A 23,483-nucleotide genomic window follows, 5' to 3' on the forward strand; every position below is an offset into this window, starting at 1 on the left:
AGCCCACCTCACTCAAAAACAATGCATGACATAGCGCCCTTTAAAAACTTATCCTTAAAATGCACTCCGTAGCCAACAATGCCACACAAGTCCCCGAGCATTTCAAGCTTTTTAAGGTATGAGTCTAGCTCTCCATTATCTTTGAAGGCCTGATACCTTGAAAAATTATTCATGGCAAGAACTGAAGGAAAAGAAGGAAAATCAAGATGTATCTTTTCCATTATCTGTGAAACCTGCTCTGTTTCTGCTTCGTCGCTATTTTCGCTATAGGACTTTATCTTGCCTGATAGGTTCTTGATAACAGCATAAACTGTTGCTTCTTCATAGATAACGCCATTAGCTGAAACTAGGCTTTTATTTGTTCCTGCACCTATTGAATGAATACCTTTACTTTCTATCTCATAGGAGATGGTGCTTAGCATCTTCTTGTCTCCACCGGTACAGAAGTTAACAAGGGCTGTATCGTCATTACCAGGAGAAAGAGCTTCCACATCATCAATAAGTCTTTTTATGAATCTGGCAGGTGCTGTCCTTGTCTTTTCTAAAACGCCTGTAGCTATGGAAACTCCTCCTGTAAAGGCAATTACAGATGCTCCATTTTCTACAAGATCAGCCCCATAGGACATCAAAGTGCATCCTATACTGGGGATTCCAGGATAGAGCCTTTCTAATGTCTCAACATTTACTTCAAACTTCTCCTCACAGCTAAGGATGATAATAAGCTTTGGTGCTGTAAGGCCATTTAATGCCTCAGCCAGACTACCTGATGAACTTTTCCCGTAAAAGATATTCATAAAGCACTCTCCATCTGTCAGATTCTCATGGCAACTTCATATGCTCTCCAAATAACTGATCTTAAGTTTCCTACGCTTCTGCAGTCGCCTACAAGGTCGATGTTACTTGTTCTCTCGCTATCTTTGATAATAGGATTTGAAATATATCCAGCAGAACTGATAACTGAATCGCAGCTTATCTCTATTTCTTTGCCATCCTTGGTAGTGCAAAGGATGCTATCAGGTCTTACTTCCTTAAGACTAGTCTCAAGGTAAACAGGAACCTTGTGAAGCTCAAACCATTCTCTAAGATATGAGCTATTTGCAAGGCACACACCAGGCTGAGATACAAGGTCATCCTTCATCTCTACGATAATTGGCTTCTTGCCCTTAAGTGCCAGCTCATAAGCTATCTCGCAACCTGTAAGACCACCGCCTATTACAGCAACCGTCTCACCAACTTCCTTGCCTCTAAGGAAATCGCAGGCTTCTATCATGTTCTCATAACCTGGAACACTTCTAAGGATCCTAGCCTTGGCTCCTGTAGCCATAATGATGTCGCTCTTACCAAAAGACCTAACGTCTGTAATCTCAGTATTATAGTGAATCTCAATACCAAGCTCCTCCATCTTTCTCTTGTACCAGGAAAGAAGGTCTCGCAATTTACCCTTATAAGACTCAGCTGATGCAGCTATAAATGCTCCGCCAAGTTCAGAGGTCTTTTCATAGATAACTGGCTCATGGCCGCGGAGCTTCAATACTCTTGCAGCCTCCATTCCGCCGATACCACCACCGATGATGATAACCTTCTTAGGGTGCCTGGTCTTTTTGATGAAATGCTTGTCCTTTTGCATTGTTTCTGCATTAACAGCACATCTTGCAAGGTGAAGGCTATCGCTAAGCTTCTGATCGTTTGGAACGCCCTTGTAATGGCACATGTTAAAGCATCCGTTGTGACAAAGGATACATGGCCTGATGTCATCTTCCTTGTCGTTCATGAGCTTAGTGATCCACTCTGGATCAGCCAGGAACTGTCTTGCAAATCCGGCACCATCAAGCTTGCCCTTTGCAATCTCATCAGCTGCAACCCTAGGATCAAGTCTTCCTGCGCATACTACAGGAATATCTACGAAGTTTTTGAGGTTCTCAACGTCCTCAAGGTTACAGTTTTCTGGCATATAGATAGGTGGATGAGCCCAGTACCACGCATCATAAGTGCCATTGTCGCAGTTGAGCATGTCATAGCCAGCATCCTGAAGGTACTTAGCTGCCTTCTTGGACTCTTCAAAGTCTCTTCCAGCCTCTACATAATCTTCTCCTGGAAGGGCACCTTGTCTAAATCCTTTAGTCTTAGAAATTACACTGTATCGTAGTGATACAGGGAAGTCTTTTCCACAGGTCTTCTTGATCTCTTTTACGATATCCACAGCAAATCTGTACTTATTCTCAAAGCTACCGCCGTATTCATCAGTTCTCTTATTAACATAATCGAGAGTAAACTGATCAAGGAGGTATCCCTCATGAACTGCATGAACTTCAACACCATCAACACCTGCGTCCTTGAGGAGCCTTGCTGTCTTACCAAAGGCCTCAACATACTCTCTGATCTCTTCTACTGTAAGTGCTCTTGAAGGGAGCTTGTCTGACCATCTGTTAGGTGATGGGCTTGCAGTAGCTGTGATCTTGTCAAGGTCCATAAATGGCTTGGATAATACTCTGAGAGCCTTGTTATTGTATAAAGTCTCCATCATCGAGCTTACGGTAAAAGACCTACCGAAGCCAGCTGTAAGCTGAACAAAGAGCTTAGCACCTGTCTTATGGAATTCTGGCATCCACTTTGCAAGATCCTGATACATCTTCTGATTCTTGTAAAGCCACTGTCCAAACATTGGATTATAAACTGGCTGACATCCAGGAAGTACAAGTCCTGCATTATTCTTTGCAACCTCCAGAATGAAATCTGCTCCTGCCTTGTCGAAATGATTCTTTTCCATCCATCCAAAAAGATCTGTTCCTCCCATGGATGTCATAACAAAGCGGTTCTTAATCTCAACCTTTCCAATATTCCATTTAGTAAATAATGGATCTAATCTCTTTTCCATTATGCGTTTCTCCTACCAATATATTTTTTACCCTCAGCTCTGCCCAGCTGATAAACTCGTTCAAGTTCCTTAGGGTCCTTTTCTATAGCGCTTATATTAAGAGGTTCTAAAGGTCTGATCACCTCTATCTCGCCCTTTTCTTCTTTTTCTCTTATGTATCTCTTTTCCTCATTGTACATTAGGTACCTGTCTTCCATGGCCTTTATCATGCCTGGATATTTCCTGAGCATGAGCCTTACAAGAGGCATATACTTTTGCTTGCCCTTCACATAGTCCTTGGGCTGAGTCTCAATTACAAGAATCTTGTCGTAGCCCTTTTTCTCCATAAATTTAAGAGGAATTGAATCTGAAATGCCACCATCAAGATACACGCCGCCATCTATCTTAACAGGTCTTGATACCAGAGGCATGGATGCTGACGCCTGGATCCACTTGATGTCCTTCCTATCGCCTTTTTCGCACTTGTAATACACAGGCTTACCAGTAACAGCATCTGTTGCCACGCAGTAAAACTCCATAGGATTACTTGCAAAAGAGTCTACATCCCACTTATCAAGCTTGTAAGGAAGCTCTTCATAGCAAAAATCCACGTTATAAATATCTCCAGTTGTAATGAGTGAGGAAATGCTGTGATATCTCTTGTCAGTGCAGTATTTCTTGTTATATCTAAGTGCTCTGCCTATCTGACCTGATTTGAGATTGCAACCAAAGGTTGCTCCTGCTGATACCCCTACAGCTCCGTCAAAGGTAATTCCCTCTTCCATGAGCACATCCAAAACGCCGCAAGTGAACATTCCCCTCATTGCGCCGCCTTCCATTACAATACCCGTTTTCATAATATCTCCTAATGCCTTGATTCTTACGTAAAAATAGGAGCAGTCCCTAAGAGACTGCTCCTTAATAGACTACTTATATTATACTACTAATTTAGGAATATTTAGCCACAAATTCCTCCATTGTGATAGGTTTGGAAAAATAGAACCCCTGAAGATAATCGCATCCAACTCTGCTCATCTCCTCATCCATCTTTTCATCTTCTATTCCCTCTGCAGTTATGCTAAATCCCATACTCTTAAAGGTGTTGACCATATTGGGAAGCATAACATCAGGTTCTCTCATATATTCCCAGACAAGGCTCATATCTAGCTTGATATTGATAAATGGGCATTTCTTTACGCGATAAAGATTGGAATAACCTTTGCCATAATCATCAAGCACAAAGTACAGTCCACTATTTTGTAAAAGTTCTATCTGCTTTGTGAGCAGTGACTCCTCAACCATGATCTCTTCAGTGATCTCAAAATGGATCTTTTCAGGGTTAACGTTATATTTTTTCATAATGGCTAAGAGCTTATCACCGATATCAGGTCTCATAAACTGGATAGGTGACAGATTTACGTTGATCCATTTAAGTCCCATCTTATTCATATTATTTTCACTGATGAACCTACAAACCTTTTCAAAGACCTGCTCTCCGAGTTCGACAATTTGCCCACTTTTCTCTGCTAGTGGGATAAATATACTAGGGGAGATAATCTTACCCATAGGATCTTTTATCCTGGCAAGAGCTTCTGCACCGATTACTTTTTTGGTAATGCTGTCAATTATAGGCTGAAGATATACTTCAACAAGGTTATGATCAATAGCATATTCAAGAGATCTTTTTGCTTCAGTCTCTTTAGCATTATCCCTAAATTCCTGCTCCCCAAGGATGATCAGATCATCCACTGTGCTCTCTGCCTTACCAAGAGCACTTGTAAGCATATTAAGGACTACATCTGCTGATCTGGAACTTTCCTTCGGACCCATATATATGTATCCTGCATCCAGGTAAAGCTCTGCCCCGTTGGCCTTCCAAGGCATCTCGAATCTATCTGATATTTCTTTTCGCATATCATCGTAGTTATATTTCTCATGACCATGCACTATAAATCTTCCACTTCTGTAGTAAAAGATCAGAGATCCAGGGTATTTTTTCTGAAGGAAATTGCCTATCATCTGTATACCCAGAGCCATCTGCTGGGCGCCGTAGATCTCACGAACATCTTTGTAGTTTTTGATAACAACTGCAAACATGTTATATTCCTTGGTTCCACTTATTTCTCCCAGGTATTCCTTAAGAGCTTTACTGTTAAAAAATGATGTTCTTCCTTCAAGGTAAAAGTCAGGGTTTTCAAAGGACAGATAGATTATAACTATGGCAATAAGGCAGAAAGTATCTTCAAGTAAAAGACTTGGGAACATATATCTTAAGATCACTCCTATCACTAGGATAGTGTTATACCAGAAGATTCCTGCTACTTCCCTTCTTCTAACAAGTTTGTTTTTGTAAATAAAAAATATTACATAAGTTCCAAGAAGATATAACGCACTTGCTATATAGATATAGTTATACCACGGTCCACTATGATATCCGTTTTCATCCATGTAATAGATCTTTTTGAGCCATGGACTAAAAAATGTTACAACTATTCCAAAAACAGAAGGTATCCTCACAAATAATTGTACGAGCAGATTTCTACAATTGTCGATCCTAAGTACACTAGCTGTAAAACTAAAGAATGCGTATGTGCGCAAAAAGAACAATATGAAATAAAGACTGTTGGTAAAATACTCAATAGATAAAGGATAAATAGTATGGTGCATATCTACCCAGCTAGACAATATGTCCATGATAACGCTGCCACACTCGATGACCAAAAGAGAAACGAAGGTCAGATTTCTCTTGGTTGGAATATGCGGAAGGACATAGTAATACCCAAGATATATCAGAAGCAATAATAAACTTGGAAATGCATAACTTAAATCCCACATATATAGTCTCCTGGAAAACATGTTAAGAGCCTAAGTTACAGTGATGCTGATTACGTTATTTAGTGCAGTTTTCCTTTTTATTTTATAATTCAATATTACTATATTTTGTGATATGAAAGTATAAATAAACTATTAAAGTATTATATATACATGAGATTATGCAGTTTAGAATCACCTAAAATCCATGTTTTAAGCTAAGGATAGCTTGTTTTTATAGGTCTTCGCCTTGATTTTACGCCGTTTCTCGGGCGCTGTTCCTGCCATGGCTGATGTATTGTGGCTTGAATTAAGCATACTTTTTCTTGCATATTTATGCAATTTTGCCAGATTTTTTCTATTTTTATGCTCATTAGATTTGCTTCAACAACTAGCAAAATTCAATTGTAGGCTGAAAATGTCTCTTCATCCCCATAGAAGACATTCATATCAATGTATCTTTCAGTTCCATAGTAGCCTGATAACACATGCCTGTTGGAATACTGCCAGAAAGTCCAGTTAATTGATGGATCTGGCTTGCCGTAAACATTTCTGATCCAGACATCGTAGTCTGCGAACCTTTCTTGTATCACAGGAAGCCATTCCTCTGTAGTATAGATAACAGGCTTCATGGAATAGCAAGTCTCTACTCCATCTAGGAAATCCCCAAGTTCAGCAAGCATCTTGTCCTTATCAAGCATATCTGGCTCTCTATATCCACCATAAGGCTCCACATCAACTACTGGTGGGAGCATGCCTGGAACAGGTGTCACTGTCTTACAGAAATTCTCTGCTTGTGTTGCCCCAGATGAATCCAAACTAAAAAAGTGGTACGCTCCAATCCTAAGATCTGTATTTTGCGCTTCGTTCCAGTTCTTTTCAAACTGCTCATCTACGGAACTAGAGCCTTCTGTTGCCTTTATATATGCAAAAGAAATATCCTCTTTTGACAACACTTCCCAATCAACTACTCCCTGATAATGAGCGACGTCAACGCCTCTAATAGGGTACTTTCTCTTGGAAGGATTATTTATATGAAGCACTCCAAAATAAAATAAACCAGCTGTTAATCCCATAAGCGCTGCAAGTATTACAAGCGCCGCAGCTGAAATCAGTATCTTCTTTTTCATGACACCCTCTCATCTTATCTAGCACATTTTAGGATGCGACATATCTTCTAAAAAGAACTTTCATCATTTGTTCTCCAGCTTTTTCATCATCCAGTATGCATCACGGTATGTTCCGTCTGCATATTTCATGTTGTCAGGAAAAGTACCATATTTCTTGAAACCAAGCTTCTCATAAAGCGCAATTGCCCACATGTTTGCCATCGACAAATGCAAGTAGCATAAGCTCACGTTCAGATTCAATCTTACTCTTAAGAAAGTTCTTTTCAGCTTCCAAAGTGAGCGTAACTTCATCAGGTTCTCTTATAAGGTATGGAGTTTCTCCGCAAGTAACCTTAAGATACTGAATCAAGTCTTCAGCATCTTCAACCCTTGCTGACCTTAACTCAACAGTTCTTCCAAGCTTATCAGTTATAGTAATGGGTTCTAATGTCATAGTCTTCTCCTCCAAGCTTTATTTAACTTCTTTTTCCCGTCTGTATGTCACTCCAAACATGAACTTCCACATATCGTTCTGGTCCATGTTTTCCATCCGGATTCCAGTCCTGAGGCAGTCCGTATTTATCAATGATTTTCAGTATTTCCTCATAGGTATAAAGTTTTTTTCGATACTCTTTTCCATCATTTATCTTGTCACTAAATGTCGGATGAGAATCTCCATATGTAAAAGAAACAGTACGCAAGTCTAAATCCGCAGTATCGATCTCTATATAATCGCAATCCTCATACCAGCTTTGAAGCCATGGGCATTTTCCAACCACAAGATAGTGCGGAACATTACGCTCTATTCTTCCACCTTTCTTTAAAAATTCTTCTCTTAGAATTCCTTCAAATCTTCTTCTATCAGAAATATAGCTCTCCTGCCTCTTTGCGCACATGGAATTCGTTTTATTATCTTTTATAGATAATAATATTTGGTTTGCTTCCTCTTCGCTGAGATCTGAAAGATTCTTAAACGGCCTGATCTTTTTATCAAAATAATGATATAAAACCATAATCCCCCCACAAATTGATATTTGTGCGATTAAATTCGGATTCTAAAGAGCATAGAATCTAGAAGTACTTCATTTTCATTAAGTTCCTGCAAATCCACGTCCTTCATATGAATCACAATAAATGCAATATCTTTCTTTATCTTCTCAAGATAATAATGATCATTTTTTATATTATCCATAAATCCTAATACCATCCCTAAGTATTTCATTAGTAAGTTCAAGGTTATCCTTAAGCTGGTCCAGATTAAGAACATCCACTTTCTTATGTAAAGCCAACCTGAGTTTTTCAACTAGCCCATAAAACTTAAGTCCCTTCACATCAGAAGAAATAAGGAAGTCTAAATCACTGGATTCTGTAGCTTTTCCTTTGGCATAAGAGCCAAACAAAATACAGTAATGCACAGGATATTCATCAAATACTTCTTTGCACTTATCTATGATGAAATCCATATCCAGAATACCATGTTCCTCATCAATGGGGTTCAGAGCTTTGAGCTTATCCAGAATGTAAGCATATTTGATGGTGCCTTCTTTATCCTTATCATTTTCATAGGATTTATATGACCTAAGCGAAATCCCTACTAGATCTGCAACTTGCTGTTGCGTAAGCTTTTTTTCTATTCTAAGTTTTTTAACCTCACTCATTTTGCACCTCATAAAGCATTCAAATGCACTTTTTGCACTAGATGTATATTTATAATGCAATATTTGCACCTCAATGTCAAGAGCAGGTGCAAATATTGCACCTGCTCAATTTGTACATCTTTTATTTATCTTTAATATCAGTTATCCTGTAATTTTATGCGCAGCAGTTTAGATTGATTTTCCCAAAGCATAAGCCTCGTTCAACGCCTTATGCCCTGCAATCTCACCACGATCATTTACACCGCCGGCAAAAACCTTCCCCTTGAACTCAACCTTTTCAAAGCAATCAATCCAGCCGTTCACACCACTGACAGCTTTTTCATCTGTATAAGCTTCATCTGACCGCTCATCTCGTAATGCTTGTTTCAATTATCAAAACCTTCTTTGCCATATATCCTCCTATTCAACACTGAGTGTAATCGTAACATCACCGTTGCTCAGTAGTTCTTTTAATTCATTTTCAGACAAGTTGACCTTTCCGAGCCTTGTATATGCCCAGGAATTGGAGCCGTAAAAGACTACCAGCTGATTTCCGGAATACAAAACAATATCTCCAGCTGTTGTAGTTGTCTGTTTATCATCTCTCGTGATACTCTTTCCGATAAGTCCCACCTGCTCAAAGCCGCCGTACATCGACATCGATATTGTCAGTCCTGATGCAGCTAAACTCTTAAGCTCTTCTACAGAAGCATTTTCTTCCCAGGCAACATCTACACTTGTATCTCCAATCTTCATCAGCAAAGTCTTCGTGTCATTCACCTCCGTTTCATATGGATAGCTATAGGCATCAACTGTACCACACGCCGTTGCTCCCGGCATAAGAAATACAAAAACGAACAGTATAAATGCTATTCTTATCTTCATACATATTTCCTTACAAACTCTTCGATATGGTTAAATGGGATCACATCAAGATTATCATACAAATCAGTATGAACAGCATCCGGAATGATCATGAGTTCCTTATTTTCCGTATACTTGCTGTCCTTTATCATATTTGCATAGGCATCCTTCGAGAAATAGCAGGAATGCGCCTTTTCTCCATGAATGATGAGCACTGCGCTTCTGATCTCATTTGAATACTTAAGGATAGGCTGATTCATAAACGACTCACATCCGATCACATTCCATCCTTCATTGGAGTTAAGGGATCTTTCATGATATGCCCTGCCCTTATAGTATTCGCTGTAATCTTTCACAAAGAACGGAACATCCTCCGGAACAGGAAGTGGCAGGCATCCTCCTGCACGTTTATAGGAACCGTTCTTTAAATCTTCCAGGCGCTGAAGAGCCATTGTCTTCCTGTTCTCATATCGAGCTTCTTCTGAGTCTTCCGAATCAAAATATCCGTTTGCATTTACTCTGGTCATATCATACATTGTTGAAACCACGGTAACTTTAATGCGTGGGTCTAATGCAGCAGTGTTAAGAGCCATTCCGCCCCAGCCGCAGATTCCAATGATACCGATGTGCTCCGGATCCACTTTTTCATTCAGGCTCAGGAAATCAACCGCCGCCATAAAATCCTCAGTATTAATATCAGGAGATGCCATGTATCTGGGCTCGCCGCCACTCTCTCCGGTATATGAAGGATCAAAGGCAATCGTCAAAAATCCCCTCTCTGCCATAGTCTGTGCATAAAGCCCGGAGCACTGCTCTTTTACTGCTCCAAATGGTCCTGATACCGCAAGTGCAGGAAGTTTTCCTTCTGCATCCTTTGGTTCATACATATCTGCAGCAAGTGTTATGCCATAGCGGTTTATGAAGGTCACTTTACTGTGAAGAACCTTATCGCTCTTCTCAAATGTCTTATCCCACTTGGTTGTCAGGTTTAATTTTTCAGTTTTCATCATCTCTTTTTTCTCCTTATTCATGTTGTTAACTGTTCTTTTCAAGTCTGTGTATCATCAGATCCATGCAGTCCACTTTTCTCTGGCTCTCATGCATTTCATCCATTAGCGTGCACCGGCACTTTCTAAGAAATCCCAGCAGTTCTTCATTCTGCTCCACCTTTTTATATTTTCCTGCCTGTATGCACTTTTCATCTTCAAAGCCAAGATGCCTGAGGCATTCAACAATATCTTCTGTATCCATCTCTTTATTCCCTGTTTATGTTGTGTTTTTATCTGACATCTTCACTATAATCCATGTACAATCTCTTCGCTAATGGTTATAATGAATATCATGATATTCACATTTGGCATATCACTTTATTTAAGGGGATTCTTATGGAAATAAGGAATTTAAGATATTTTCTTGCCGTCGCAAGAGAAGAGAACATGTCACGAGCCGCAGAATTACTCCATGTCACACAGCCTACTCTTTCCAAGGCATTAAAGAGTCTTGAGGCAGAACTTGGAAAAAAACTATTTATAAGGCATAGTTTTTCCATCAAACTCACAGATGAAGGAATGCTACTGCGTGACCGTGCTGAGGATCTTGTTTTAATGGCAGATAAGATAGAGCAGGAATTTGTCTCCTTGGATGATATCACAGGTGGAGACATATACTTTGGTCTGGCGGAATCCTATCAGATCTGTCATCTAGCCCGAGAGATTAAAAAGCTAAAAGACAGATATCCTTCCTTCACCTACCACATCACCAGCGGTGACACTGAGCAGGTAACAGAAAAGCTTGATAAGGGATTACTGGATTTTGGCGTAATCTGCGAAACACCTAACAAAGATAAATATGACTATGTCACATTCCCTGATACTGACCGCTGGGGTGCTATTATCTTAAAGAGTCATCCCCTGGCAAAGAAAAAGAGCATAAAAGTAGCCGACCTTATAGGACAGCCACTCTTCTGCTCTGAACAAAGCTGGAATATCGAGATCCCGGAATGGGCCGGGGAGAATTTTTCCAAGCTCCACTTGGAAGGTTCCTTCCGTCTTTCTTATAATGCATCAATGTTTGCCAAGGAAGGCCTGGGTATACTTCTGACCTTTGAGCATCTGATAGACTGCTCCGAAGAAAGCGACCTTGTATTCCGTCCTCTTTCTCCCAAACAGGAAACAAAGCTATATCTTATCTGGAACAAGTACCAGACCTTCACACCTATTGCAGAAAAATTTCTGGCACAGGTAAGGGAGTCGTTTTAAATTCGGATATAACTTACTCGTCCCCAAGCATCTTTTTATAATAATCTGACTTGGTAGTTGCATCAAAGCCGTCCAGCAGATACTCTTTAGGGATGTATTTTTCATACTTAAGATCCATGAGTTATTATATACACAGAAAAAGCAGCGTACAATCCATAATCCGAACCATACACTGCTAATATCTTCCTATTATGAAATCTCATTGATTCCATGTTTATTTATTTTCAGATGTAGTCAAAGATTCCTTGAATAGCGTCTGTGATATTTATAATGTCAGGATAATATATCCTATCAATCTTCGAATATCCCCTGATATTCAAATCAAGAAGTGCCATTTTTTCGCATTGCACATAGCCATCAACCTCTTCGGTTTTGATGTGTATATGTAGCGGACCAGCTTCGCCTTTTTCAAAAATAGGGCAGCCAATTATTTCATAAGTCTGATTAAAGAAATCCTTACTTACAATAAGAACCGGCTTCTTGATATGTTCAATCTTAAGTATATCCCCCTGGTGCAACTCTTCCTTCATTCCCAAATCTCTCTTCCCACCGGTTCACCCCAATCAAATTCGCCATCTAAATGGAGCTGCCCACCATACTCTGCGGCACGTTCTTCCAGTGTTCTATGTCTAAATGGTTTAACCAGAATTATCATGCCATTAGATACCTTTACATCAAGAACATCATCAACTGAAACAGCCGCTTCCTGAAGTACCTCTTTTGGTATTCTAATTCCCTGACTATTTCCCCATGTTTTAACTTGAGCTTGCATAATCAGCACCTCCTTTGTATATACATCGTATATCCTTGAAGCAAAAAAATCAACTTATTTGTCATCCAGATTAGTACGTTATGCTGAAATATAACTGCTTAATCCCCATTATCTTCTGTAGTCTGACCGCTGGATGCTTCAGGCTGGCTGGTGGGTGCTTCATTTCCGCCCCCTGAACCGTTATCGTCGTTTCCTTCATTATCGGTGGTTCCACTATTTGAGGCCTCTTCTTCGGCTTTCTGCTGCTCTTCTACCTGTTCTTCTACCTGTTCTTCCTCCTGCTCTTCTTTCGGTTCTTCTTTAGGTTCTTCTTTCTGCTCTTCTTTCGGTTCTTCTTCCTGATTCTTATCTTCTTCCTCTTCCTGCTTCTTCTTCTCTTCTTCCTCTTTCTTCTTTGCTTCCTCGTCTTCTGTCACAGTACTACTCTGAGAAGAAGCATCTGAAGCATTCTGATCTTCTGTGATTCCCATTATGTCCATAAGGTCCCCAAAGTTGCCTTCGTTAATTCCTGATTCATCACCAGTTGTAACCTTGACCTTGTTTGGATCAGGCTTAACATACTTAACTACATATTCACCCTCATCAGATATTCCAGGCACTGGGTGCTCTACTATGTAATTGAATATGGCTTCGCATCCTTTTCCAGAATAATGAAGTCCGTCTCCACCGTTATACTCAGATTTTACCTGTCCATCAGATCCTTTGAGGACTTCAGAGATATTAAGATAAAAAATGTGTTTCTCCTTTGCAATCTCCAAAAGAAAATCATTGTATTTGTCTATCAATGCGTTCTGCACATAGTTTTTGTACCTTCCGTTATCATCTACGGGACCTATAGACACAAGTACAATATTGGAATTAGGTGCCAGCTCGGATACTTTGTCTATAAGGGAAATAAATGTATTCTTGTAATGATCCTCGCTGGAATCATTGATTCCATTTACACCAAGAAGAATATATATAACCTGAGCCTGATGAGACTCAAGGTAAGATTTCATAGTATATTCTTTTCCAGCATTGTTCATGAATTTATTGGATGCAAATGCTGGATGCGATATTCCAATCTGCGCAAGTGCAGAATCATCATTAAAAAAGCCGTAGTTAACCATGGCTACGGTTCTAGAATCGCCCAGGAATACGCATCTGTTAAGATATCCCTCCTTAGCACCTTCTTTTTTAGCAAGTACAGTTGTATCCGGAGTAGATTCGGTCTTGGTTTCTTCGCTTGCCATCTCGACTACAGGCATGTCTTCGTCACCAGATGCTCCCTCGTTTGCAATCTGGTTTTCTCCATTGTTTTCACTCAAAGAATTGTTCTTAACACTTCCTATGTACGCCATAACCAAGATGATAGCAAAGGCAATCACCACTATTCCCAATGAGATGGCAATCAGCTCCTTTGTACCAATGTGCTGCATTATATTATCAAGTTTTCTCACTGTATTTCTCTTTAGTTTCCTAAGTTTCTTAAATATATCATTCCACATGTGGATTCTATTTTCCTTCAATGTAATCTTCAGTAATGGATCCTTAAATCTATTGAATCTGCGATTCTTTCTAATTTCTTTTCCATCAAAAGAAATCTACCCTTGCGCCAATCCGCATATCCGCGTTTAATATATCCATTTTTATCATAAAGCCTTAGTGCATACGGATTCTTAGTAAACACATCAAGTCTTACCGAATCATATCCAGATTCGATAAGCTGCTTTTCAATATGATTTAGTACAGTAGCTCCTATCCCTTTATTCTGAAAGGAAGGAGAAACACAGAATCTGTGAATGATACAGGGCTTTTTATTTTCCCACTCACACTTAAGATACTCATCATCGCATTCTTCGCTGATGACGTATATAGCAGCAAGCTGAACATCATCCATAACCACAAACATGGTTTTCTTATTTATATCTTCTTCAAAATCTTCACAGACGGGATATATATCGTCCCACTGTTCTATACCCTGTTCTGACATAAGCTGTTTTGCAGCTTCTATCATATTACATATTTCTGTCAAATCATCCATTGTAGCTAATCTATAGTACATCTATCTTAACCTCCTCAGACACTCCTTCGTACGTAAAATTGGAAGTTGTCGCGTTCTTTTCCCTTATAAAAGAGCTCTACAAACTGCGATTTGTTAATTTCACTGTCTTCAATTATACAGAATCCTTATCCAGTAAGGAATACACAATTCAAGAGTGCTAATAAAAAAGGACAGCTATCTCTTTCGAAATAACTGTCCTATGTAAAAAAATGGGTGGGACTACTCCTCCTAGGTTTAACTATTCTATTTGGCATAAAACGGTCAATAATCTAGGCTATCGTCATTCAGTAAGAAATCAAATAGTCCAATAATTGTTATACCTTGATCATTTCTCCACACCGGGAAGTTTCCACTCGTAATAATTATCTTCTTAAATGAATCAGGTATTTTTATAAGTGATGCTTGTTCTTGCTCTACTTTTTCCTGATTTGGCAACGCGTATGCAGACTGGATATAATATCGCTTACTGCCTTGATTAACAACAAAATCAACTTCTAGCTGTTTACGTGCTTTTTTCCCATTTTCATCAACTCGAATTTCAACCACACCCACATCTACTTTGTAACCTCTATATATTAACTCATTGTAAATAGCATTCTCCATCAAGTGTGTCTCTTCAAATTGACGAAAGTTTAAAAGAGCATTTCGCAGTCCCAAATCTGTATAATAGTATTTTGAAGGTGTTCCTATGTATTTACGACCCTTAATATCATATCTTTCGCCTTTTTGTATCACAAAACTTTCGGTGAGATATTTTAAATAATTGGATATTGTTGGCATTGAAATTGACTTATCGCCACTACTATTAAATGTATCAGATATTTTCTGAGCATTTGACAACGAACCAATGGCCGATGCAATTACTTTCATTAAGGTTTCCATACCAGCAGCATCACGAATATCGTACCTTTCAACTATATCTCTAATATATATTTCAGAATTCAATCGCTCAAGATAAGCTTCTTTCGATTCATTATCTGGTTCTGCTAAAATATGTGGCAATCCGCCATAAAACAAATACTCTTGCCATGCTTCATATTTATCCTTTCCAGATGCAGGATAATACTCCGAAAACGCCAACGGTGCAATATGAATTTCATCGCCACGCCCCCTGAACTCTGTCAAAATATCAGAAGATAAAAACTTAGAATTACTTCCTGTAACATATACATCGACATTCTTTTTTCTAAGCAATCCATTTAAAACACCATAAAGTCTAATGGGTACATCTGGATTTTTCATTTCTTCCTTTGTAATTGCATATTGCGCTTCGTCTATAAAAACGTAATACTGCTTGTTTGAATCAGTTATTTTACTTTTGATGTACTCTGATAATTTTTGCGGATCACAATACTCTATATAATCATCATCATCTAATGGAACAGATATAATACATTCCTCAGCCACTCCATCTTTGATAAGATAATCATAATAAAGATTAAAAAGCAGATACGATTTGCCGCACCTTCTGATTCCTGTAATTACCTTAATCAACCCATTATTTCTTTTACTTACGAGCTTTTTTAAATATTTATCTCTTTTAATCTCCATAGAAAACTCCAATTTTAGATTTTCGGCCTTATTACCACTTTTCTAAAGTATACTTGAATTTACAATTCATAGCAATCACTATTTTAGAAATTTGGTACTAATACCTTTTTTCTAAATAATCAAATATAAATGACATAATAATAGACCAGCACGAATCTGGGCGAGTCCAGAGAAGCTGGTCTATGTAAGGTTAATCGGTTCGTTATTCAATTAATAGCTCGGCAAATTTGAAGTTATCGATGTCCTTTCTCATAGAAAGAGCCCTACAAACAATGATTTGTCATCGTCCATATAACTGAAAGTTATTTCCGTTACGCATTCTTAAAGAATTCCTTCGTCCGTTTACATACATCGATCATCGTTTCTTCTGATGGTAAGTGTTTACTGTCTATCTCAACTGTAGTAATGGGTCCTGCAAAAATTTCTCTTGCTTTACAGAATACTCTGCTTGCCGGAAAGAATATGTCATTTTCCGATGCGATTATCAGAAGCGGAGAAGTAAACGATATCATTTCTTTCTTTTTATATTCCCTGGGTGGCCTCATCTCCATCTTATAAGATGACATCATAATATCGAAGAATTCTCTCCATACCGGATCACCTTTTCCGCCCATAGATTCAATCACCGCATCAAGTGTTTTCTCAGAAGGGTAAAAAAAGTATTTCATAAATGGAACGACCATCTTGCCCATCATAGGCAGTATCGGGCCATGGGCTATTCCTGACGGGACCAGAAGTAAGGCACTACGAACCATCTTCGGATACCTCTTGGCAAAAGAAAGGAACATGGCAGAACTATAGGAAGACACGACAAAGGATATTCGTTCTTCCTTATAGTGATCCAGTACTTCCTTGATCCACAGTCCGTATTCATCCTTCTTGCTGCTTATATTCCTGTATGGATCACTTTTCCCGGGCATCCCGATCACATCCGGAGCAATGATACTGTATTCTTGAAGCAACGGAAGAAACAGTTTCAGATTCAGTGTTGTGATTCCATTTCCCCCATGTATTGTGCATATCCTTGGCTTTTCAGTATCTCCAACGAAAAGACAATGCGTTTGACCGAAAGATGTATTAAAACGCTCCTCCGAATATGGTACATCAAGGGATACAAGAGTCTTATCGTAAAACTCCTGCATCTTCTTCATGCTGTCTTCATTTTTATAAACAAACTTCCCGTTTTTCACATTGCTCATAATGAATTATTCTGTCGCACTCAATTTCCAATTTTTCAAACAGTAATCTCTATCTGATTGCCTTCGATCACAACTACGCAGCTCTCGTAGTACCCGTCTCCTGTGGTACGAGGCCCACTAACAACCTTATATCCAGCAGATTCCAAGGTTTTAGTCAGTTCATCTACACGCACTTTGCTCCCCACAGAGAAGGCAATGTGTATCAGTCCAGTACGATTCAGCTCTTTTCCTGAATCTGCCAGTTCTGGCTTATTCATTATCTCAAGTCTTGCTCCGTCATCAAAAGAGATAAAGTATGAGCGGAAGTCTGTTTTAACATTGTGATAACCCTCGTTTGATCTGCCACCAAGAAAGCTCACAAAGAAGTCTCTGGCTTTTTCTAGATCATTAACGTACATTGCAACGTGTTCAATTCGCATATTCCACCTCACTTGTTAAAAACTATATTTCTTGATCTCACAGTTCTTGATACCGCAGGATGAAAACTCTTCGTTAGTCATTTCCTTAAAGTAGGACTCCACCATTCTAGTGATTCCATTATGTGCCACCAGGATTACTTCTCTATCTCCAGCCTTAATATCATCTAGAAGGTTATAAATTCTCTGAGCCAGATGAAGCATGGATTCTCCAGTTCCAAATCTGCTTGCCATATCTTTTTTGGCTTCATGGAACTCGGCGCCATCTCTTGGAGTAGACTCATATCTGCCAAAATTCTGCTCAGTAAGTCTTGGCTCTACTTCCATAGGAATTCCTGTTATCTCAGAGATATGTCTTGCTGTTTCTTTTGCTCTTACAAGTGGTGATGTCAAGATAACATCAGCAGTAATTCCCTGATCCAATATCTTTTTTCCTGTCTCTATTGCCTGCTCGTGGCCTTTCTGAGTAAGCTCTATATCTGTTGCTCCGCAGATCTTATTTTCAACATTCCAAACTGTCTCGCCATGTCTTATAAAATAAAAAAATGATCCATGTAATCTCCTTTTAAATTACATACTCTCAATTTCAAAAACTACTGCTTCGTTGCAATCCACACATTGATATGGACCTTTCTTTAAGTCTCCACCTCTACGAAAAGCATAGATAAATGGATAGATTGCATTCATAGCTACCATACATACGTTGTCGCTATGCTCTTTATCAAGCATGCTTCCTTCAAAACATATAACATCACCCACTTTATATTTTGGGCACTTACTTTCTATTACTGTAACTTTAACTTTCTTGTCTGTGTAACTCATTTTCATCTCCATTTATAAGTATGATTTGATCAGGTCAAATATCCACTCATTACTATCAGAAAATCTAAAGCCAGTCTGTCTAGCCTTGGTTGTATCATAGGACAGATTTGAAGTCGTTCCATTATACGATGCTTCATCGCCATTCGCATCTAGTACAGCTTTTTTAGCAGTGGTCTTTTCTATGTATTCAATTATATCTCTTGGACTGATCATCCCCTTGGCGCAGCCATTTACTGCTCCACTAATATCCTGTTCAACTAAATGCGCAATGAAAAGACCTGCCTCTTTCTCGTGAATGAACTCCATGCCGAAGTCAAGGTCATCTACATACATTGACTTTTCTTCCTTGATGTGGTCAGCGTAGAATCTTAACCTGTTAGTATAATCATTAGGTCCCATAACTACAGGATATCTTACAAAGATGCAATCTGACTCATCCATGTATTCATATACAGCTCTTTCAGCCTGACGTTTACCTTCAGCGTAGTCTTTTATTCTGTCTATCCATGCTAATGGATACTTACGCGAATCAAAGTCCTCTTCGCTGATATTTTCTTTATCCTCTAAATAAACAGAACAGGATGACATCTGAATATACTTTTTGCAGCTTACATTTTCCAAAAGATTCTTTACATCATTTGAGCTATAAGCAATCTTATCGATAATGACATCATAAGATTTCCCAGCCAATGCCTCTTTTACACTGTCATAGTTAGTCCGTTCCATGACTAGCTGCTTTGTAGATTCTCCAAAGGAATTTTGTGATTTTCCACGAGTCGCAATTGTCACATCATGACCATCTGCTATGAGCTTTTCTACCATCGGTATTCCAAAAAATCTTGTGCCACCAACAACTAGTATATTCATCATGTCTTCCCCCATATACCTTGGTTATCTACATATTCAAGATGATAACACATCAAGATATAGCAAAAAAGAGGCTTTCCAAAGATTTACCTTGATAAAGCCTCTTTTCTCTGTAAGTTAATCAATACCAGTGAAACCAGTATTACTATTGCTGTCGTTATTGAAGCTGCTAAAAAGCTACCATACATATCATAGTGAAAAAAGTTCCCTATTGAATTGAAGATTGCGTGGCAAAGGACACATAGCCACACGCTTCCGGTGAGTCTCCTTATAGTTCCCAGAATAAAACTTAATCCAAGAATCATTATTCCGAATACAAAAAAGTTCTTATGATACTGCCCTGCTCCTGGAATATAGAATAATGGCAAATGCCACAGCCACCAGATCACTGCCGTGACCAGTGTAGCTATCACAAAGCCTAACTTTTTATCAAGTTCTGGAAAAGTAATGTATCTCCAACCAGCTTCCTCCAATCCACCTGCAAATATCATTGCAAGGACCATAAGTGGGAAAAAGTAAAGTGGCAATCCCTTTCTGTATCCAGATATCAGGCACATTATTGCCGCATGAAGAATTGGAAAAAGAACTGCCAAAAGATATGCCACTATCTTCTGCTTAATATCAAATACGTGCTTTATCCATTCTTTGAAGTCTGTCACTTCTCTATTCTTTTTCAAAGTGATATATGAAGCTATGGCTGGTGATACCCCGCCCATAAACCAGAAAAGATAGATCCAGCGGTTATCATTCATTGTTATGCCGTTAATCCCAAGAATGACACAAAGCCCCCAGCATATTCCCATTATCACAAAAGTTAGTAAAAGATGTTCAACTAGCAATTTATCTTTTTCCATAAACATCCTCCGAGAATTATCTTATACAGCTTTCTCCTCGCCTGCTCTGTCTGCAAGCCAAATTGCATATTTCTTTGTAAATCCAGTTTGTGATGTGTAAATAATAAGTGTTTTCATAATCTTCTCCCCTCTTGATCAAATAAATCCATATCTTTCTAAAAACACATCTATATGCTTCTCGATGGTTTGAAAAGCCTCTTTCTTTTTCCTTGGTTCTCTGTCCAGTAATTGAACCATTACTGTTATTGGCGATACAAACTCCAGGGCTATTATTTCAGCATCCCCTTTTACCATCTGCCCTCTATCCATCATCTTCTGAAATAGCGCAGTATATATGTTCAGAAGATATGTAAGCTGATGCCAGGTAGCAAGCTTTGCAAAAGTTGTATTTCTGTATTGCTCCATGTTGACGAGTTTTCTCATCTTTTTGACAGTGTCATTTTTTAGAGTAAAATCCAAAGACTTCAAAACACATTCCTTAAGTTCCTTGCCTGAACTGACCTCGTCTAGTATCTGTTTACTTGCCCCCATGCCTTTAGCATACTCAGCTTCTGCACTATCAATTACTGCCTTCAAAAGATCTTCTTTATTCTTGAAGTACTTATATATTGTTGGTCCCTTTATACCTATAGCTTCTGCAATCTCATCTACTCCGGTGCCATCATATCCCTTACTAGAAAAAAGATCTCTTGCAGCCTTGATAAGCGGCTCTTTAGCGTTTGTTCTTGGCATATAATCCCTCTTTCTTGTTTTAAAATCTAACCATCGTTAGCTATTATATTCTAACGACCGTTACCTGTCAATTTTTTGTTTACTATAATAAAAAAGCCTGTAGTCCTGCGTGTAGACTACAAGCTTCTTATATATCCTATTTAATTATTATTCTTTGCTTCCGCGTAGCGTTCTTTTCCCCACCAGTTGGGCATCAGCTCTTTTAACGTGATGGTCTCTCTAGTTTCATAATCAACCAAAATCTCCATGTCCTCATTAGCTTCATTAAGCTGATAATAAAACTCTCTGCAAGCACCACATGGCATGCCACTTCCTCCACCATTTGGAGCCTTGTCACGAAAAGCTATAAATCTCTTGACCTTCGTCTGACCGCTACTAGCGTACATGTTAAGTGCCGCCATTCTGTCTGCGCACAGGTTCATTACTCCGCTACAGCTCTCGATGCAAAATCCGGTATATATCTCACCGTTTTCTGCCTCTATGGCACAAACAACGTTGTGCGCATATATAAAAGGTGACACATCCTCAGGATGGTACTGCACCTTTGCCTTTTCATACATCTTTTCCCAAATGTCCATCATTTCTCCTTCTTAGCAACAATAAGGTATCTGTGAATAGTTCCCTCTACAACTCCGTTCTTATCTATTTCTTCCTGCATCTTTAAAAGCTCGTCAAAGCACTTATCTACTGAAAAGCCCTGAAATTCCCACTCGATGATATGTGCAAACCATACGAATGCTCCAATATCGTAGAACTTAATAGTTCTAAATACTTCCTCTGCCCTGATTACTGTTAGTCCCTCTTCCTCAAACTTTTTCTTTTGAATAGCAAGCTCAAGCTCAGGAAATGGCTTAGGAACGTCAGGAAGTACCATCTTTACAAGGTCTCTATCGTTCTCACCTCCAACCTGCTCTGTAATAAAGATTCCCTCTGGTTTTAGAAGTCTTTTAGTCTCCCCAGCGTCGAAGTCACCGTGTCTATTGATCATCATGTCAAAAGATTCATCTTCAAAAGGCACGTTAGTAGCATCATCACAAGCTTTGAAATCAATTCCAAGAGGAAGAAGTTCTTTTTTACAAAGCTCAACATTTGGCTCATAGCCTTCTGTAGCAGCTGTGTTGCCATAAGGATGATGCAGAGACAAAAGGAACTCTCCACCACCTGTATCAAAATCAAAAAGCTTCATATCGTCAGTTAAATGCTCTTTAATAATCTCTTTGTAATCCCAAGGAAGATCCTCTTCCTCTTCGTATCTACCATGGATATGAGAAAAGTCCCATCCATGAATGTGGGCAATCTTCTCCTCAGCTTCCCACTCTTTTCTAAGCTCGTTTTTTCTTTCTGCGTTCATGTCTAATCTCCTAGTAGTCTTTCGAAAATGAGCCCTAACCGACCTCCCTAGGGCTCATTTTCGGACCTGCTCTCGTATGTATGCCCAGTTTGCGCAGCGAGTGAAGTTATCCCTTGGAAGCTCTGCGTCTCTATTCCAAGGCCTGTCAAAGACCATGACCTTCAGGTCAGGAAGATGATCAAAGAATTTGAAAGCCATAGGAGAATCCTCTACTGCATAGTCGAATTTCATCTTGTAGTAATCATCTAGCGTAAGATTAAACTTACTGTTCTTGATAAAAGAGTCCCTTCCGTATTTATCAAGTGAATAGAGAGTCACTCTCTTTAGGTCATGTTCATCAAGCCACTGCCTGGAAGCATCATAAGCACTAAATGGACGGCCAGTTATGATAAGCACTTCATGCCCAGCATCTATCCACTCATTTATAGTTTCAGAAGCCCCTGGCGTTTCCTCATAGGATAAAAGAACTTCTGGCTTATGACCTTCAAGCATTAACTTTTCATACTCTTCGTCATTTAGATCAAAGGACTTCTGAAGGTTAAAGAATCTAACCTTCTCATATGGAACATCCTTATTAAACAGCTTTTTGGCTATTACTGTAAAAGACTTAGCTGTCTCACACAGGCAATCATCAAAATCAACGTAAAACTTCATTTCATACCTCTTTTTCTTAGGCTATATACGCCTTAACATCTGCAGGAAGCTCGGCAAGGTAAGTAGCTCCTGCATTAGTCAGCTCTTTTTCATCACCATAGCCATAAAGAACACCAATCGAATCAATTCCCAGCTCTTTTGCCGCCAAAATATCATTTTCTCTGTCACCGACCATTACTACAGTGGATAGATCAGTAATACCGCACTCTTCAAGGGCATATCTGATGACATCGATCTTCTCAGGTCTAAGTTCATCGTCAGAAGTAGCCACAAAGTCAAAGTACTTCTTAAGTCCAAAGTGCTCTAACACCTTATTCGTTCCAAAGGCGTTCTTGGAAGTAGCAACTACAAGCTTCTTGCCAGTGTTCTTTAAATCTGCAAGGAGATCTTCAATACCGGGATAAACCGTGTTTTCAAGTAAGCCGCCCTTGTTGTGGTAATAGTCTCTATATATTTTTATTGCTTTATCTGTATCTTCAGGGGAATAGCCAAGGATCACACCAAATGAATGCTTAAGTGGTGGTCCCACGAATCTTTTAAGAAACTCTCTATCAGGGATCTCTCCGCCCATCTCCTTTATGGCATAGGCAAAGCCGTTTAATATACCAGGTCCTGAATCTGTAAGTGTTCCATCCAGATCAAAAAAGACATAACTATAGTTTTTCTTCATACACTACTCCTCATAATC

The 23,483-nt window shown here is 39.1% G+C and carries 30 protein-coding genes and 1 pseudogene; 1 reads left to right on the forward strand and 30 read right to left on the reverse strand.

Features of this window, described 5'->3' with window-relative positions; genetic code table 11:
- Nucleotides 1-8: 8 nt before the first annotated feature.
- The 13 genes and pseudogenes from BLS24_RS09605 to BLS24_RS09660 form a co-directional block, all read right to left on the reverse strand.
- Nucleotides 9-794 carry an FIST N-terminal domain-containing protein gene (locus BLS24_RS09605; protein WP_091758498.1) on the reverse strand — a complete coding sequence of 262 codons (786 nt, stop codon included), beginning with the start codon at nucleotides 792-794 and terminating at the stop codon, nucleotides 9-11.
- Nucleotides 795-811: 17 nt separating this feature from the next.
- On the reverse strand, nucleotides 812-2,875 hold the full coding sequence (locus tag BLS24_RS09610) for an oxidoreductase (RefSeq protein WP_091758499.1): 2,064 nt from the start codon (nucleotides 2,873-2,875) through the stop codon (nucleotides 812-814).
- Complete coding sequence (locus BLS24_RS09615; protein ID WP_091758500.1) at nucleotides 2,875-3,711, reverse strand: patatin-like phospholipase family protein; 837 nt, start codon at nucleotides 3,709-3,711, stop codon at nucleotides 2,875-2,877. Before BLS24_RS09615 ends, BLS24_RS09610 begins: the two co-directional genes overlap by 1 nt.
- Nucleotides 3,712-3,802: 91 nt before the next feature.
- Nucleotides 3,803-5,689, reverse strand: a complete 1,887-nt coding sequence (locus BLS24_RS09620) for an EAL domain-containing protein (RefSeq protein WP_176764401.1) — start codon at nucleotides 5,687-5,689, stop codon at nucleotides 3,803-3,805.
- Nucleotides 5,690-6,066: 377 nt separating this feature from the next.
- Nucleotides 6,067-6,795 (reverse strand): GH25 family lysozyme, encoded by a 729-nt coding sequence (locus BLS24_RS09625; protein ID WP_091758502.1) that lies wholly within the window; start codon nucleotides 6,793-6,795, stop codon nucleotides 6,067-6,069.
- A 63-nt stretch (nucleotides 6,796-6,858) separates the two neighbouring features.
- Nucleotides 6,859-7,228 (reverse strand): annotated as a pseudogene (locus BLS24_RS09630) (hypothetical protein).
- A gap of 22 nt (nucleotides 7,229-7,250) precedes the next feature.
- Complete coding sequence (locus BLS24_RS09635) at nucleotides 7,251-7,787, reverse strand: hypothetical protein (protein ID WP_091758503.1); 537 nt, start codon at nucleotides 7,785-7,787, stop codon at nucleotides 7,251-7,253.
- Between the two features lie 29 nt (nucleotides 7,788-7,816).
- Nucleotides 7,817-7,966, reverse strand: a complete 150-nt coding sequence (locus BLS24_RS15295) for a hypothetical protein (RefSeq protein WP_176764402.1) — start codon at nucleotides 7,964-7,966, stop codon at nucleotides 7,817-7,819.
- A complete protein-coding gene (locus tag BLS24_RS09640; RefSeq protein ID WP_091758505.1) occupies nucleotides 7,959-8,432 on the reverse strand; it encodes a nucleotidyltransferase domain-containing protein in 474 nt (157 codons plus the stop codon). Before BLS24_RS09640 ends, BLS24_RS15295 begins: the two co-directional genes overlap by 8 nt.
- 168 nt (nucleotides 8,433-8,600) lie before the next feature.
- Nucleotides 8,601-8,801 carry a hypothetical protein gene (locus BLS24_RS09645; RefSeq protein ID WP_091758507.1) on the reverse strand — a complete coding sequence of 67 codons (201 nt, stop codon included), beginning with the start codon at nucleotides 8,799-8,801 and terminating at the stop codon, nucleotides 8,601-8,603.
- A 30-nt stretch (nucleotides 8,802-8,831) separates the two neighbouring features.
- Nucleotides 8,832-9,296, reverse strand: coding sequence for a cyclophilin-like fold protein (locus BLS24_RS09650; RefSeq protein ID WP_242872269.1), 465 nt, complete (start codon nucleotides 9,294-9,296; stop codon nucleotides 8,832-8,834).
- Nucleotides 9,293-10,285, reverse strand: coding sequence for an alpha/beta hydrolase (locus tag BLS24_RS09655; protein WP_091758509.1), 993 nt, complete (start codon nucleotides 10,283-10,285; stop codon nucleotides 9,293-9,295). Before BLS24_RS09655 ends, BLS24_RS09650 begins: the two co-directional genes overlap by 4 nt.
- A 25-nt stretch (nucleotides 10,286-10,310) precedes the next feature.
- Nucleotides 10,311-10,526 (reverse strand): hypothetical protein, encoded by a 216-nt coding sequence (locus tag BLS24_RS09660; RefSeq protein WP_091758511.1) that lies wholly within the window; start codon nucleotides 10,524-10,526, stop codon nucleotides 10,311-10,313.
- A 134-nt stretch (nucleotides 10,527-10,660) separates the two neighbouring features.
- Here BLS24_RS09660 and BLS24_RS09665 point away from each other — a divergent pair, with 134 nt between their 5' ends.
- Nucleotides 10,661-11,533: a LysR family transcriptional regulator gene (locus BLS24_RS09665; RefSeq protein WP_091758513.1), complete on the forward strand. Its 873-nt coding sequence runs from the start codon at nucleotides 10,661-10,663 to the stop codon at nucleotides 11,531-11,533.
- Nucleotides 11,534-11,757: 224 nt separating this feature from the next.
- On the opposite strand, the gene BLS24_RS09670 is transcribed toward BLS24_RS09665, so the two are convergent.
- The 17 genes from BLS24_RS09670 to BLS24_RS09745 all read right to left on the reverse strand — a co-directional run bounded on the left by BLS24_RS09670 (nucleotide 11,758) and on the right by BLS24_RS09745 (nucleotide 23,465).
- Nucleotides 11,758-12,063 carry a type II toxin-antitoxin system PemK/MazF family toxin gene (locus BLS24_RS09670; protein WP_091758515.1) on the reverse strand — a complete coding sequence of 102 codons (306 nt, stop codon included), beginning with the start codon at nucleotides 12,061-12,063 and terminating at the stop codon, nucleotides 11,758-11,760.
- Nucleotides 12,060-12,305: an AbrB/MazE/SpoVT family DNA-binding domain-containing protein gene (locus BLS24_RS09675; protein WP_091758517.1), complete on the reverse strand. Its 246-nt coding sequence runs from the start codon at nucleotides 12,303-12,305 to the stop codon at nucleotides 12,060-12,062. Before BLS24_RS09675 ends, BLS24_RS09670 begins: the two co-directional genes overlap by 4 nt.
- A 98-nt stretch (nucleotides 12,306-12,403) precedes the next feature.
- The gene (locus tag BLS24_RS09680; protein ID WP_176764403.1) at nucleotides 12,404-13,744 is read right to left on the reverse strand and encodes a GDSL-type esterase/lipase family protein; all 1,341 of its coding nucleotides are present in this window, start codon (nucleotides 13,742-13,744) and stop codon (nucleotides 12,404-12,406) included.
- Between the two features lie 77 nt (nucleotides 13,745-13,821).
- A complete protein-coding gene (locus BLS24_RS09685; RefSeq protein ID WP_091758521.1) occupies nucleotides 13,822-14,349 on the reverse strand; it encodes a GNAT family N-acetyltransferase in 528 nt (175 codons plus the stop codon).
- 261 nt (nucleotides 14,350-14,610) lie between these two features.
- Entirely contained in the window at nucleotides 14,611-15,900 is a 1,290-nt protein-coding gene (locus BLS24_RS09690; protein ID WP_091758523.1) for an ATP-binding protein, read from the reverse strand.
- 311 nt (nucleotides 15,901-16,211) lie between these two features.
- Entirely contained in the window at nucleotides 16,212-17,051 is an 840-nt protein-coding gene (locus BLS24_RS09695) for an alpha/beta fold hydrolase (protein ID WP_143015160.1), read from the reverse strand.
- An 83-nt stretch (nucleotides 17,052-17,134) separates the two neighbouring features.
- Nucleotides 17,135-17,518, reverse strand: coding sequence for a VOC family protein (locus tag BLS24_RS09700; protein WP_091758527.1), 384 nt, complete (start codon nucleotides 17,516-17,518; stop codon nucleotides 17,135-17,137).
- A gap of 15 nt (nucleotides 17,519-17,533) precedes the next feature.
- A complete protein-coding gene (locus BLS24_RS09705) occupies nucleotides 17,534-18,049 on the reverse strand; it encodes a histidine phosphatase family protein (RefSeq protein WP_091758529.1) in 516 nt (171 codons plus the stop codon).
- Between the two features lie 36 nt (nucleotides 18,050-18,085).
- Nucleotides 18,086-18,337 carry a TIGR04076 family protein gene (locus tag BLS24_RS09710; RefSeq protein ID WP_071176480.1) on the reverse strand — a complete coding sequence of 84 codons (252 nt, stop codon included), beginning with the start codon at nucleotides 18,335-18,337 and terminating at the stop codon, nucleotides 18,086-18,088.
- A gap of 12 nt (nucleotides 18,338-18,349) precedes the next feature.
- Complete coding sequence (locus BLS24_RS09715; RefSeq protein WP_176764404.1) at nucleotides 18,350-19,207, reverse strand: NAD-dependent epimerase/dehydratase family protein; 858 nt, start codon at nucleotides 19,205-19,207, stop codon at nucleotides 18,350-18,352.
- Between the two features lie 83 nt (nucleotides 19,208-19,290).
- Nucleotides 19,291-20,058 carry a CPBP family intramembrane glutamic endopeptidase gene (locus BLS24_RS09720; protein ID WP_176764405.1) on the reverse strand — a complete coding sequence of 256 codons (768 nt, stop codon included), beginning with the start codon at nucleotides 20,056-20,058 and terminating at the stop codon, nucleotides 19,291-19,293.
- A gap of 21 nt (nucleotides 20,059-20,079) precedes the next feature.
- Entirely contained in the window at nucleotides 20,080-20,175 is a 96-nt protein-coding gene (locus BLS24_RS15145; protein WP_242872270.1) for a flavodoxin domain-containing protein, read from the reverse strand.
- An 18-nt stretch (nucleotides 20,176-20,193) separates the two neighbouring features.
- On the reverse strand, nucleotides 20,194-20,790 hold the full coding sequence (locus BLS24_RS09725; RefSeq protein WP_091758537.1) for a TetR/AcrR family transcriptional regulator: 597 nt from the start codon (nucleotides 20,788-20,790) through the stop codon (nucleotides 20,194-20,196).
- Between the two features lie 140 nt (nucleotides 20,791-20,930).
- Nucleotides 20,931-21,371, reverse strand: coding sequence for a cytidine deaminase family protein (locus tag BLS24_RS09730; protein ID WP_242872271.1), 441 nt, complete (start codon nucleotides 21,369-21,371; stop codon nucleotides 20,931-20,933).
- Nucleotides 21,368-22,141, reverse strand: a complete 774-nt coding sequence (locus tag BLS24_RS09735) for a class I SAM-dependent methyltransferase (protein WP_091758541.1) — start codon at nucleotides 22,139-22,141, stop codon at nucleotides 21,368-21,370. The genes BLS24_RS09730 and BLS24_RS09735 overlap by 4 nt, the downstream gene beginning before the upstream one ends.
- Before the next feature lie 54 nt (nucleotides 22,142-22,195).
- A complete protein-coding gene (locus tag BLS24_RS09740) occupies nucleotides 22,196-22,795 on the reverse strand; it encodes a 5' nucleotidase, NT5C type (protein WP_091758544.1) in 600 nt (199 codons plus the stop codon).
- A 16-nt stretch (nucleotides 22,796-22,811) separates the two neighbouring features.
- Entirely contained in the window at nucleotides 22,812-23,465 is a 654-nt protein-coding gene (locus tag BLS24_RS09745; protein ID WP_091758547.1) for an HAD-IA family hydrolase, read from the reverse strand.
- Between the last annotated feature and the right edge of the window lie 18 nt (nucleotides 23,466-23,483).

The organism is Butyrivibrio sp. INlla18 (genome assembly GCF_900103635.1).
Taxonomy (GTDB): domain Bacteria; phylum Bacillota; class Clostridia; order Lachnospirales; family Lachnospiraceae; genus Butyrivibrio.

What these genes read in the sequence shown, in the direction of transcription:
- BLS24_RS09640 (WP_091758505.1), bottom strand. Translation starts at nt 8,432, where the DNA reads ATGAGTGAGGTTAAAAAACTTAGAATAGAAAAAAAGCTTACGCAACAG.
- BLS24_RS09695 (WP_143015160.1), bottom strand. Translation starts at nt 17,051, where the DNA reads ATGAAGAAGATGCAGGAGTTTTACGATAAGACTCTTGTATCCCTTGAT.
- BLS24_RS09725 (WP_091758537.1), bottom strand. Translation starts at nt 20,790, where the DNA reads ATGCCAAGAACAAACGCTAAAGAGCCGCTTATCAAGGCTGCAAGAGAT.
- BLS24_RS15145 (WP_242872270.1), bottom strand. Translation starts at nt 20,175, where the DNA reads ATGAAAACACTTATTATTTACACATCACAAACTGGATTTACAAAGAAA.
- BLS24_RS09715 (WP_176764404.1), bottom strand. Translation starts at nt 19,207, where the DNA reads ATGATGAATATACTAGTTGTTGGTGGCACAAGATTTTTTGGAATACCG.
- BLS24_RS09610 (WP_091758499.1), bottom strand. Translation starts at nt 2,875, where the DNA reads ATGGAAAAGAGATTAGATCCATTATTTACTAAATGGAATATTGGAAAG.
- BLS24_RS09615 (WP_091758500.1), bottom strand. Translation starts at nt 3,711, where the DNA reads ATGAAAACGGGTATTGTAATGGAAGGCGGCGCAATGAGGGGAATGTTC.
- BLS24_RS09625 (WP_091758502.1), bottom strand. Translation starts at nt 6,795, where the DNA reads ATGAAAAAGAAGATACTGATTTCAGCTGCGGCGCTTGTAATACTTGCA.
- BLS24_RS09655 (WP_091758509.1), bottom strand. Translation starts at nt 10,285, where the DNA reads ATGATGAAAACTGAAAAATTAAACCTGACAACCAAGTGGGATAAGACA.
- BLS24_RS09745 (WP_091758547.1), bottom strand. Translation starts at nt 23,465, where the DNA reads ATGAAGAAAAACTATAGTTATGTCTTTTTTGATCTGGATGGAACACTT.
- BLS24_RS09700 (WP_091758527.1), bottom strand. Translation starts at nt 17,518, where the DNA reads ATGCGAATTGAACACGTTGCAATGTACGTTAATGATCTAGAAAAAGCC.
- BLS24_RS09685 (WP_091758521.1), bottom strand. Translation starts at nt 14,349, where the DNA reads ATGTACTATAGATTAGCTACAATGGATGATTTGACAGAAATATGTAAT.
- BLS24_RS09675 (WP_091758517.1), bottom strand. Translation starts at nt 12,305, where the DNA reads ATGCAAGCTCAAGTTAAAACATGGGGAAATAGTCAGGGAATTAGAATA.
- BLS24_RS09635 (WP_091758503.1), bottom strand. Translation starts at nt 7,787, where the DNA reads ATGGTTTTATATCATTATTTTGATAAAAAGATCAGGCCGTTTAAGAAT.
- BLS24_RS09665 (WP_091758513.1), top strand. Translation starts at nt 10,661, where the DNA reads ATGGAAATAAGGAATTTAAGATATTTTCTTGCCGTCGCAAGAGAAGAG.
- BLS24_RS09670 (WP_091758515.1), bottom strand. Translation starts at nt 12,063, where the DNA reads ATGAAGGAAGAGTTGCACCAGGGGGATATACTTAAGATTGAACATATC.
- BLS24_RS09720 (WP_176764405.1), bottom strand. Translation starts at nt 20,058, where the DNA reads ATGGAAAAAGATAAATTGCTAGTTGAACATCTTTTACTAACTTTTGTG.
- BLS24_RS09605 (WP_091758498.1), bottom strand. Translation starts at nt 794, where the DNA reads ATGAATATCTTTTACGGGAAAAGTTCATCAGGTAGTCTGGCTGAGGCA.
- BLS24_RS09710 (WP_071176480.1), bottom strand. Translation starts at nt 18,337, where the DNA reads ATGAGTTACACAGACAAGAAAGTTAAAGTTACAGTAATAGAAAGTAAG.
- BLS24_RS09740 (WP_091758544.1), bottom strand. Translation starts at nt 22,795, where the DNA reads ATGAAGTTTTACGTTGATTTTGATGATTGCCTGTGTGAGACAGCTAAG.
- BLS24_RS09660 (WP_091758511.1), bottom strand. Translation starts at nt 10,526, where the DNA reads ATGGATACAGAAGATATTGTTGAATGCCTCAGGCATCTTGGCTTTGAA.
- BLS24_RS09730 (WP_242872271.1), bottom strand. Translation starts at nt 21,371, where the DNA reads ATGATGGACATTTGGGAAAAGATGTATGAAAAGGCAAAGGTGCAGTAC.
- BLS24_RS09620 (WP_176764401.1), bottom strand. Translation starts at nt 5,689, where the DNA reads ATGTGGGATTTAAGTTATGCATTTCCAAGTTTATTATTGCTTCTGATA.
- BLS24_RS15295 (WP_176764402.1), bottom strand. Translation starts at nt 7,966, where the DNA reads ATGGATAATATAAAAAATGATCATTATTATCTTGAGAAGATAAAGAAA.
- BLS24_RS09735 (WP_091758541.1), bottom strand. Translation starts at nt 22,141, where the DNA reads ATGAACGCAGAAAGAAAAAACGAGCTTAGAAAAGAGTGGGAAGCTGAG.
- BLS24_RS09650 (WP_242872269.1), bottom strand. Translation starts at nt 9,296, where the DNA reads ATGAAGATAAGAATAGCATTTATACTGTTCGTTTTTGTATTTCTTATG.
- BLS24_RS09690 (WP_091758523.1), bottom strand. Translation starts at nt 15,900, where the DNA reads ATGGAGATTAAAAGAGATAAATATTTAAAAAAGCTCGTAAGTAAAAGA.